Annotated in this window: 10 protein-coding genes and 4 pseudogenes; 8 read left to right on the top strand and 6 right to left on the bottom strand. The window is 59.6% G+C overall.

The annotated features are described in order from the left end of the window. Positions 1–817 (top strand): annotated as a pseudogene (locus NS355_RS13270) (IS3 family transposase); the annotation flags it as partial. A gap of 219 nt (positions 818–1,036) precedes the next feature. Here the strand turns inward: NS355_RS13270 and NS355_RS13265 are convergent. Then, positions 1,037–1,876: a MipA/OmpV family protein gene (locus NS355_RS13265; RefSeq protein ID WP_058746151.1), complete on the bottom strand. Its 840-nt coding sequence runs from the start codon at positions 1,874–1,876 to the stop codon at positions 1,037–1,039. 3 nt (positions 1,877–1,879) lie between these two features. Next, positions 1,880–2,737, bottom strand: coding sequence for a hypothetical protein (locus tag NS355_RS13260; protein WP_167345457.1), 858 nt, complete (start codon positions 2,735–2,737; stop codon positions 1,880–1,882). A gap of 104 nt (positions 2,738–2,841) precedes the next feature. Here NS355_RS13260 and NS355_RS18780 point away from each other — a divergent pair, with 104 nt between their 5' ends. Together NS355_RS18780 and NS355_RS13250 are read left to right on the top strand one after the other, a co-directional pair. After that, positions 2,842–3,459, top strand: coding sequence for a TetR/AcrR family transcriptional regulator (locus tag NS355_RS18780; RefSeq protein ID WP_167345456.1), 618 nt, complete (start codon positions 2,842–2,844; stop codon positions 3,457–3,459). A 62-nt stretch (positions 3,460–3,521) separates the two neighbouring features. Beyond that, a pseudogene (locus NS355_RS13250) lies at positions 3,522–4,534 on the top strand (IS481 family transposase). A gap of 187 nt (positions 4,535–4,721) precedes the next feature. Here NS355_RS13250 and NS355_RS18380 read toward each other — a convergent pair. Next, positions 4,722–5,375: a PAS domain-containing protein gene (locus NS355_RS18380; protein WP_167345455.1), complete on the bottom strand. Its 654-nt coding sequence runs from the start codon at positions 5,373–5,375 to the stop codon at positions 4,722–4,724. A 460-nt stretch (positions 5,376–5,835) separates the two neighbouring features. Here NS355_RS18380 and NS355_RS13240 point away from each other — a divergent pair, with 460 nt between their 5' ends. Beyond that, positions 5,836–6,345 carry a MucR family transcriptional regulator gene (locus NS355_RS13240; RefSeq protein WP_058746148.1) on the top strand — a complete coding sequence of 170 codons (510 nt, stop codon included), beginning with the start codon at positions 5,836–5,838 and terminating at the stop codon, positions 6,343–6,345. 199 nt (positions 6,346–6,544) lie between these two features. Beyond that, positions 6,545–6,700, top strand: a complete 156-nt coding sequence (locus tag NS355_RS19045; RefSeq protein ID WP_167345454.1) for a hypothetical protein — start codon at positions 6,545–6,547, stop codon at positions 6,698–6,700. Positions 6,701–6,905: 205 nt separating this feature from the next. On the opposite strand, the gene NS355_RS13230 is transcribed toward NS355_RS19045, so the two are convergent. Then, positions 6,906–7,523, bottom strand: coding sequence for a recombinase family protein (locus NS355_RS13230; protein ID WP_058746147.1), 618 nt, complete (start codon positions 7,521–7,523; stop codon positions 6,906–6,908). Positions 7,524–7,754: 231 nt separating this feature from the next. Here NS355_RS13230 and NS355_RS19450 point away from each other — a divergent pair, with 231 nt between their 5' ends. The 3 genes and pseudogenes from NS355_RS19450 to NS355_RS18370 all read left to right on the top strand — a co-directional run. After that, positions 7,755–8,003 (top strand): AbrB/MazE/SpoVT family DNA-binding domain-containing protein, encoded by a 249-nt coding sequence (locus NS355_RS19450; protein ID WP_345938809.1) that lies wholly within the window; start codon positions 7,755–7,757, stop codon positions 8,001–8,003. Then, on the top strand, positions 7,933–8,385 hold the full coding sequence (locus tag NS355_RS13225; RefSeq protein WP_244489678.1) for a type II toxin-antitoxin system VapC family toxin: 453 nt from the start codon (positions 7,933–7,935) through the stop codon (positions 8,383–8,385). The genes NS355_RS19450 and NS355_RS13225 overlap by 71 nt, the downstream gene beginning before the upstream one ends. A 403-nt stretch (positions 8,386–8,788) precedes the next feature. After that, a pseudogene (locus tag NS355_RS18370) lies at positions 8,789–9,496 on the top strand (IS3 family transposase); the annotation flags it as partial. 37 nt (positions 9,497–9,533) lie between these two features. Here NS355_RS18370 and NS355_RS13210 read toward each other — a convergent pair. Together NS355_RS13210 and NS355_RS18775 are read right to left on the bottom strand one after the other, a co-directional pair. Further along, positions 9,534–9,728: pseudogene (locus NS355_RS13210) on the bottom strand (helix-turn-helix domain-containing protein); the annotation flags it as partial. Between the two features lie 133 nt (positions 9,729–9,861). After that, complete coding sequence (locus NS355_RS18775) at positions 9,862–10,185, bottom strand: hypothetical protein (RefSeq protein ID WP_153008220.1); 324 nt, start codon at positions 10,183–10,185, stop codon at positions 9,862–9,864. Positions 10,186–10,468 lie beyond the last annotated feature (283 nt).

The raw sequence follows: 10,468 nt of genomic DNA, 5'->3' as shown, positions 1-10,468 counted from the left end.
ACCGGGGTAATGCTATGCCGCGTATTGACCAGGAGCAGCAGCTAGGAATCAGACGCGGCAGCAATGACGATTTGCCGCGCCCTGTACCGGAGGCCGACCTGGCCATCATGCGACGGATCGACGAGTTGCACCTGCTTTACCCGTTCGCGGGCAGCCGAATGTTGCGCGATCTGCTCCGGCAGGAGGGCACGCCGGTGGGTCGGCTTCATGTCGCGACGCCGATGAAGCGGATGGGGCTGGAGGCGCTCTACCGACGCCCGAACACGTAAAAGCCGGTGCCAGGGCACAAGATCTATCCCTACCTGCTGCGCAAGCTGGCGGTGACGCGGCCGAACCAGGTGTGGGCGACGGACATCACGTACACCCGATGGCACGCGGCTTCGTCTATCTGGTCGCCATCGTCGACTGGTTCACCCGTCGGGTTCTGGCGTGGCGGGTGTCGATCTCGCTCGACGCCGAGTTCTGCATCGAGGCCCTGGAGGAGGCGTTGGCCCGCTACGGCAAGCCGGCGATCTTCAACAGCGACCAAGGCTCGCAATTCACGAGCACGGCGTTCACCGCCGTCCTCCACCGCGAGAAGATCGCCATCAGCATGGACGGGAAAGGCTGCTGGCGCGACAATGTGTTCGTAGAGCGCCTCTGGCGCTCGGTGAAATACGAGGAGGTGTATCTCAACGCCTACGCCTCGGTCCCCGAGGCTCGCGCCGGTATCGGCCGATACATCGGCTTCTACAATGCCGTCAGGCCGCACTCCGCGCTTGGCGGTCGCGCGCCCGACCAGATATACTTCCACAAGCCGCTACTCGCAGCGGCGTGATCCACCAGTGGCAATCCACTTATCCGAGCCGCGAGCCTGTTCAGACAAACCGAGCCACCTCTCCCGGCCGCATCTCGAGAACCCACAATCGGTCACTTCGTGGGATCGAACACCTATGCGAAACTGCTTTGATTGGGGTGAATGGCGGTAAGGTGACTGCCTCGTCACGGTAGCCGTTTCCATGCGAACCGCGACCCGGTAGTGTCCGCCAGAGGCGGGTCATAGGTCAAATCGAAAGCTATAGCCCATGCCGGCGGTGAACTGCGCTCGCTGCCCTCGATCACGCAGCAATGGGGACCGGCTGGGCTGCTCGCTCAGCACATCAAGCCCCGTGAACACAGTCACCGCACTGCGCCGGGTAAGCGGACGCAAGACGGTCGTGCCGATGCCATAGGATACCAAACCACCAGAAGCCGAGTATCGCGCCAGTCCGCTACGACGCGACTGGCCCTCATCGATGCCGAAATATCGGTCCATGAACCCTGCGCCTGCGAAGGTTGCGCGAGGGCCGATGACAATATTCGTCCGGCCAAGGCTTTGGCGGTAACTGGCCGACGCATCGGCGATCCAGCCGTCATGGCCTCCAAGGCCACGACGCAATTCCGCCCGGCCGCGAAAGGGGCCGACGCGCTTTTCCACGAACCCGCCGACTTCAAATGCCGCGCCGATGTTTCCCAGGCCGACGAGAGCATCGCTCCCCCCGGCGATCAGAAAGGGTGAGCCACCGCGGCGCTCGTTCCGGCCAAAGCGAATCCTGCCCATCGGTCCGGCGGTCCACCCCTCTGCGCGGATCGCGTTCCAGCCGATGCCATCCGGTATGGATGCGAACAGCTCGTCCTTATACCGGATGCGAAGGTCGGGGAGTAGCGAGAGCGCGGTGTCGCGCGATCCTTGCCAGGCGGGACTGGCGACGATGGCCGCACCGACCGTTACGCTCCATCCGGCATCGCGCGATTCGGGCGGGCGACCAGAGGGTGGCCCGTCCGAAGGCGGCTTGGTCTGGGCAATGGCGGGCTGTCCGAGCAGTACCGCCAACATGGCAGGAAGCGCTCGCATCATCGATCATCCTGCCCTTTGGATGGATACGGCGTTGGACGCCGCTTCGCCGAGCCATAGGCTTCGAGCGCCCTCGCATCGCAGCGCGGACACAGTGACGACGACCACCGCGAATGCGGATACCACACAGGCCGCCGCGATCGCCGGGATATGCCCGTTGCGCCCGTAAATGCCGAGCAGTGCCCACAGGAAGACAAGCGCGAACCAGGGGTTGCCCTTGCCGCGCCATATGGCCGCCGCAGCGATGGCACCACCGATCAGAATGATGGCGCCACCGATCGTCGCCTTGTCGACCGCCGGATCGACGCCGTAATAATTGAGCGTCGCCGCGATGTTGACGATCGTCGCGGCCGTCAGCCATGCGGCAAGCGCACTCAGAGGCAGCGCGACGACGTAGCGCTCACCGCGCGTCAACGCACGCTCCGCCGCAAGGTGACGGTAAATGTGCAGCAGGCAGGCAAGCGATCCCGCGATGATAAGGACCGACACGAATGTCAGGTCGGCCAGTTGGGTGTACAGCGCCCATAGCCCGTTGCCGATGAAGGCGCCCGCGCTGGCCCAACGCACCTTCGACAGCGCATGGCTTCCTCGTTGCGCCGGCAGCGCCTGATACACCGCATAGGCCAGGGACCCGGCATAGAGCAGCAGCCATATCGAGAAGGTCCATCCGGCTGGCGTGATGAGCGCCTGGACCGATGACGATTGTTGGCCGATCTGTCTCCCAATCCCGAGGCCGGGCAGGATCGGCGTGGCAACCTGGAACACGGCAGCGACGACGACTGCAAGGCGGGCAGCGATCGTGGCGCCGGGCGAGAACGGTGTCGAGCCGTCGCCTGAATTGGTGGAATGCAGGGTGTTCATCATCGCGGATACTCCTTACGCACCCGTCATGTCCTTTTTGTATAGCACGTGCAATACAATATTATGGACCGGTTGCCCGCGCCTTCCCGGTCTGCCAAATCGTTGCCATGCCGAAGGCGAAGGGAACGAAGAGCAGCGGTCACGCTGAAAAGCGCGCATCCTTACTCCGCGCGTTTCGCGATCGGTTGACTGCGCGCAATCTGCCGCCGCCCAGTCTGCGCGAACTTGCGGCGAGCGCAGGTGTCACGATGCCGACCGTCCGGCATTATTTCGGCCGTCGCGAAGAGTTGATCATCGCGGTGATGGAGGATTTTCGGGACGTCGGCGAAGCGCATCTGCAGCAGGCACGACAGGCCGAAGGGGACTTCGCGACCTCGATCGACTGGCTGGTCCGCGCAATCATGCTCGGCCTGTCGATGCGGGTTTCCGAACTGCACGCAATGGGTCTGCGCGAAGGGTTGCGTCACGACCGTCTCGGTCCAGCATATCTGCTCCAGATCCTGGAGCCGACCATCCTCGCCATCGAAGCGCGGTTGCTACAGCATCAGGAACGCGAGCAGATGCGATCAAGTGACGTGCGAACTGCTGCGATCGGCCTGCTCTCGCCATTGGTCATTGCCTACTTTCATCAGAACGAACTTGGCGGAACCGAGACACGCCCATTGGATATGGGCGTGTTTCTCACGGAACATGTCGATGCCTTCGTCCGTGCGTACCGGGCGTAGCTGCAGGTGACCCTCTAGGTGTTTGATGGTGCGATCCTTTCGTTGGCATGGAAGGAAGCCGCATGGGACAGGTACGTCATGGGTGCGCCACGACCACGCACGCCGTCCGAGCAGCAATACAGCGATCGCAAGCTTCGCTCGCGACGCTGAGCCGTGAGCTGGGGATCAACCCGAAGACGGTCGCGAAGTGGCGCAAGAGGGCGACGGTCGAGGATCTGAAGACCGGGCCGAAGGCCCCTCATTCAACGACCCTCACCGAGGCGGAGGAGGCGATGGTTGTGGCGTTCCGGCGCCACACATTGCTGCCCCTGGATGACTGCCTCTACGCCCTGCAGCCGTCGATACCGCACCTGACCCGGTCAGCGCTGCATCGTTGCCTGCAGCGGCACGGCATCTCCCGCCTGCCAGACGTCGAGGGCGATAAGCCGAAGCGACAACGCTTCAAGCGCTACCCGATCGGTTTCTTCCATATCGATATCGCTGAGGTTCAGACTGCCGAAGGCAAGCTCTACCTGTTCGTCGGCATAGACCGCACAAGCAAATTTGCGGTCACCCAGCTCGTCGACAAGGCTGATCGCCGGACAGCATGGGAGTTCCTCGAACACCTGCTGTCAGCTGTGCCTTACCGCATCCACACCATCCTGACGGACAATGGCATCCAGTTCGCCGAGCAGCCCCGCAACCGGAACACCGCCTGGTCGCGCCAGATGCGCTTCGACATGATCTGCGAAGCGAACGACATCGAGGAACGGCGCACCAAACCGAAGCATCCGTAGACCAACGGACAGAGCCTGCCCCGGCAAAGGCCAGGGCCGAGCGCATGAACCGGACTATCAAGGAGGCGACCGTCAAACGATTCAAGTATGAGAGCCACAACCAGCTCCGTACGCATCTCGCCGACTTCATCGCCGCCCATAACTTTGCCCGCCGGCTCACGACGCCCAGCGCGCTCACACCCTATAAATACGTCGCCAAGATCTGGACGTCAGAGCCGGATCGGTTCATCGCCGACCCGATCCACCAGATGCCGGGACCGACGACCAGCACATTGGCGATTTGTGTTTTACGCCATTAATTTATTGCCTTAATGCTAGGCGTATACGAAATTATGGTGGAGATGACCCTTGCAGCTCGCCAAAAACCAAGATGGGCTTGAAAAGGCCGATGCACTCCTCAGGGAAGCTTTGAGCCTGCTAGATGAGCAAGGACTGTCAGTCGCTGCCGCACATCTGTCGGGTGTCATCGAAATGGTAGAGCAGGCGTCAATCGGACGTGGGAATCTCGTACCCTGATGCCAGCACTCGCTCCATTTTTTCGAGACCAAGTTGGGTGAATTGTACGTTCTCATCCAATGATGAGCCAGTCTCCATCACACCTTGGCCGACCAGATAGCCTATCCATCGCATCGCCACCTGGGATGAAAGCTTTGTTTCGGCCGTGATATCGCTAATTCCCACGACCCTACCTTCGGCCTCGGACAAATAAACGCAGTTTAATATGTCACCGAGAGGACTCATTGCCACATCGCTACCAAATTCTTGCTGCCGAACTTGGCGTAGCCGCCGTGCCCTCAACGCCATTTCCCATAATCGAGCGGGCGGAAGTTCACGTCCATCCTCGTTCCAAAAAAGAGTACTGACGAGGCGGTCAGGATTGTCAAAACGAGTAACATAAATGTTAGCCGTAACTGATGTTCCGTCAGATCGAGCATATCGTTTTTGCAATCGGACGGGCGCTGCCCGCTTGATCAGGGAGGTCAGCATCGCTTCGCTACGCCCCATATCATCTGGGTGAGTAAAGTCCTTGTAGGACATACCAATGACCTCGTCTTCGCGACGACCCAAAAGCTCCAAAAAGCCTGCATCGGCCTCGAGAATGAACCCATCAATGGTCGAGACGCAATGCGCCGTTGGCATGTTTGATGAGCCCTTAGAAAGTCCGTTCATCGATCAAACTGACATGCCGGCCTCCAAAAGGTCAATCGACAATATTGCGTCCTAATTTCATAAATATGCCGACCTCGATGACCTGCTCTTCAAAAATCATGCCATTAGTAGTTTAGCTCTCCAGAGGAAGATGAGCCTTATCGTAAGGCCGTTTTCCGGGCATCAGATCATTGACGTGCTGCGCGATCATGAGGCTGGATTGAAGACCGCCAATCTGCACCGAAAGCATGCCTTATCTCGGCCGATATTTGCCATTGAGACACGAATATGTCCTTATCGAGACTGCATCGATCAATGAGATTTGATACGTTATTGGACGTTTTGATTATCTTTCCTATTGCCGTCCTGATATTGGCTGCGCAAATAAGCCATGAGTCTACCGCATAATCGCGGCGCTCATCCATGGCCCTTTCTCCCATCAGGACGCCACATGACCGACCATACAAACCCAGACATGGCCAATGCCGTTGAACTCGCTACCGAACTGACCATCGCATGGCTGGGCAATCCGAATACCCGTACCGATGCTGAGCATGTTCCGGCATTTCTTGGCACCATGCACGCCGCCATTGTGAAGCTGGCTGGCGGTACCGCGAATGCGGAGCCCGAGGCTGCCGCCCCCCAGGAATACACGCCGGCGGTGTCGGTACGTAAGTCGCTGGCATCTAGCGATCACATCATCTCGATGATCGACGGCAAGCCCTATAAAACGCTGCGCCGTCACCTCTCAACCCACGGCCTGACGCCAGAAGAATATCGTGAACGCTATAGCTTGAAGGCAGACTACCCTATGGTAGCGCAGTCCTACTCGGAAAGTCGTCGCGCCATGGCCAAGAAGATCGGCCTGGGCCGCAAGCCTGGCGCAAAGGCCCCGGCTGCCAAGTCAAAGAACATCCGCTCCGCCAAGGACGCCGCGCAGGCGCATCTGTCGGGCGAGTAATCCTTGCATGCGGGGCCAGGCCAATCGGTCTGGCCCCGCAGCTTTCCTATGTTGCGGGACCGTATCTGCAGATCACCGCTTACTGCGGCATGTAGAGGAGCCGCGGGTCGTCGAGCATGCTGGCAGGCGTGGGGGTGATCCAGTCGGCACCACGCAGTGGATAGGGCCCGTAGAATAGGTCACCTAGGGCGCGTCGATAATGAGCATTCATCCAGCGACGTCGCCGATGCTCGGCCGCATCATGGATCATATGGCAACGCTGGCAAAGCGCGGCGAGCTTTTCGAACCGGCTATCGCTCGGATCATGATGAAGGTGCGCGCATGCCAGCACGACCGGTGTCCATCTGCCGAGTGACAAGATGTCTTCGGCTGGGCGGCGGACCCGGCGCCCCTGCCCGCTCCGCCAATAAAGACGCCGGGCATCCCACCATCGTCCATCGCCAAGGTGGAACACCCTTTCACCGTGGCGTCGCCCGCAGTGCTCGCAGCATCCCTTTGCCCGCACAAAGCGAACAAATCGCGAGATGTGCTTCCAGTCTATGGGGTAGAGGAAGACATGCTCAGGCCGGATCGGCATTGGCCAATCCCTTCGGCATTCCAGGCGCTGTCATCGTAGAGCCCACCTGCCCCGCCCCTGTGACTGGCAGAAATCGATAAACCGTTCCACGTGATATGCCGAGTTCGCGAGCGATATGCGCAGGCCGCATGCCTCCAGCCGCCAGCTGCCGGACCGCCTCCGGATCGATGCGTGGCTTGCCGCCTTTATAGACGCCTCGCGCCTTGGCTGCCGCGATGCCCTCTGCCTGGCGCTCCTTGCGCAGGTTCGTCTCGAATTCGGCGAACACCCCCAGCATATCGAGAAACGCCTTGCCGGCCGCAGTAGTCGTATCGATCGGCTGCTCGGTGGCCTTGAGCGCTATGCCCCTGCCCTTCAGCTCATGGACGATGTCCTGCAGGTCCTTCATCGATCGCGCCAGCCGGTCGATACGCGTGACAACCAGGGTGTCGCCTTCGCGCAGGAAGTCGAGCAGGATCTGTAGCTCCGTCCGCCCGCCGCGATCCGTGCCTGACTTTTTCTCCGATCGGATCGTCTGACATCCGGCCGCCCGCAGCGCTGCCTCCTGGATGCCCAGGTCCTGCTCGAGCGTCGACACGCGTGCATAGCCGAAAAGCGTCATGAAGGCCCTTTCTGTTCGATCAGCTTCTAGACCCTCGGAGGCATCTGTTCAATATCGCTGCAAGCGACCCTGATCGTACGCTGCTGGTGTTTCACAGCATATGTTAGATCACGGTATACCCATAATGACAGGGACAAAGGTGTTTGTCAGGCCAAAAATGTCCGATCTTGTAGCCAGGGGTGGCTTTATGTATGTTCTATTCAGTCCTGTATTGAATGAAGGATTGGTACGGTGAATGCGTATAACGGCCGATTGGTGAGTGGTGGGCGATTACAGCTTCCATCCGATGTGCGTCGCGAACTTGGCCTTGTGGATGGCGATCAGGTTGTAATGCGGGTTATAGACGGTGAACTACATGTCCGTCCAAGGCGGGATGTATTGAAGAGAATACAGGCTATGCTGCGCCCATATGCGCCAGCCGACGGATTGGTATCCGATGAGCTCATTCAAGATCGTCGTACGGAAGCGGCGCGTGACTGACAGGGTCATCGTCCTAGACGCTTCTGCAGTTGTTGCTGCATTTTTTGACGAGCCTGGCGCGGACACCGTTGCTGAGCAGATGAGTGGCGCATTGATGAGCGCGGTCAACTACGCTGAAGTGGTGGCCAAGCTGGTTGATCGTGGCATTCCCGACAGCCAGATTCTTGAGGTCATGGCGCAACTCGATGTCGAGGTCGTTCCGGCTGACCGTGATCAAGCGACTATTGCTGGCCTGCTCCGGGCCGAGACCCGTGCTGCTGGCCTATCGCTTGGCGATCGGAGTTGTCTGGCACTTGCGATCAATCGCCGCGGCGTCGCACTTACCATGGATCGCGCCTGGGCCTCACTGCAATTGGATGTCGAGATCCTAGTTGCTCGTTGAGAGTGTATCCTCGTCACCATACGGGATTACAGAATGCTTGCGAGCTTCACGGCTTTGCCGGGGCGTCGCGGCGAGCGGTGATACCGATCCGCTCCGTATTGAAGGCTTGACGGAGCATTGGCGGATATCACCGGGACAATCCCCATATTCGCGCAACGTCAGCCGTTCTCACGCACCGATGTCAGCGAAAAGATGTTCTTCGGACACCCCCCCCAGGCGACTGGCGACAGTCTGGCTATCCGCTTGCTTCATGGGCCGCCCCTGTATCTCCCATGCGATGGACCGAGCGGACCCTATCATTTTGATGATCCGATCGGCCACGTCCTGCCTGGGAAAAGCGGGCGTGTATCGCTGACCTTCCAAGGTAAGGACCAGACACTCACCTTCGGCGTCGAACCTCCCATACCGTCGAGTGACCGCGCTGCTGCACGCGGCGGGCTGGTCGGTGAACCACAAACGGGTCGAGCGAATCTGGCGGCGCGAGGGGCTCAAGGTGCCGCAGCGCCAACCGAAACGCGGCCGGCTGTGGCTCAATGACGGCTCCTGTATCCGGCTTCGACCAGAGTATCCGGGGCATGTCTGGGCCTATGATTTTGTCGAGGAGCGTACCCACGATGGACGCAAGTTCCGCATCCTGACCATCATCGACGAGGCCAGTCGCGAGTGCCTGGCACTGGTCGTGTCACGCCAGCTCCGCCACGAAGACGTGCTGGCCGCGTTGGCCGAGCTGTTCATCGAACGGGGTCCACCAGCGCACATCAGGTCGGACAACGGCAGCGAGTTCATCGCCACCGCCGTCCAGACCTGGCTCGGCTAGATCGGCGTGAAGACGCTCTACATCGCCCCGGGCTCGCCATGGGAGAACGGCTATAACGAGAGCTTCAACGGGTCGCTTCGCGACGAGCTGCTCAATGGCGAGGTCTTCTACAGCCTCGCGGAGGCCAGAGTGCTGATCGAGGCATGGCGCCGTCACTACAACACCGTCCGGCCACACAGCAGCCTGGGCTACCGCCCGCCGGCCCCGGACGCGGTGACACCGCCATTACCGGCCTCCGGTTCCGCTTCGCTCCACCTACGCCCGACAATGGCGGCGGAGACGACAATGCACTAACTTACAAGCCGGACCACTCGGTGGGGGCTACTCACGCCTCGATCCGACGCGACCGCGTGTCCCCGCCCCGCGCCTTGGGGGCATAGCCACCCGTCATGCGGCGCTGGTCCTGCCAGCGGATCACCGTCGCGGCCGCTACCCCGAACCGCCGCGCCGCAGCCCGGCAGCTCATCCCCTCGTCAACCGCGGCCAGCGCTCGCGACCGCAAATCCATCGACAACGGCTTGCCCATCCATGCCGGCCTCCATCCAGACAGCACTGTGAATCAGATCAGCGCGCCCGTGTGAATCCCTCTTCGACTCAGGTCGGCCGGAAAAATTCTCTAAACAAGTCTGAAGGAGCGGAAACCCTTCCAACTCTGCTCATCAATCGTGAACGACAAAATGAGCGATTGACTCAGTGTCGGCCCAATCACGGCAATCGCCTGTGCCATATACTGTGATTGTTTTATCCTGTGCTTTTGCCGTCATCATCAATGCCATCATTGCCCGACCTTGATCAGTCGTCACATCTATAACCCAGCGGTTGAAAGTCGCACATGCCGGACGCTGGTCTCTTGGCCCCGTGAAATCGAAGAAGAAACGGCCCGCATTGTTTGCAATGAGGTTCACTGGCTTACCGAGAGAGCTGGTACTTGCATAAGCAGGAAATGAAAGAACTCCTAAAGACGTAGAAATAAATAATTTCAATTATTTCATTTTACATCCCTTAACTCATTTATATTTCATGTACCAAAAATCATTCCTGATGGCAAAAACTGCGACGTATTGCAATTTGCCTGAAAATCCAACAAAGCCCGCATTCGATATGAATGCCTAGAGAAGCTGAGCCGAAGCTTTATCGAGACCCAAGCCAAGCCCGTATTGGCGACTGCCTCCTATTCACCTTCAACAGTCACGCCGCATACCGTAGCAACTGCTGACGTGCTCCCCTGAAACTCTGCCAGTTTGAGCTAGAGTCCGGCTTCGTGAG

Origin of the sequence: Sphingomonas yabuuchiae (genome assembly GCF_001477495.1) — a bacterium.
GTDB classification, from domain to species: Bacteria; Pseudomonadota; Alphaproteobacteria; order Sphingomonadales; family Sphingomonadaceae; genus Sphingomonas; species Sphingomonas yabuuchiae_A.
This window is presented reverse-complemented; position numbering and strand designations above follow the sequence as displayed.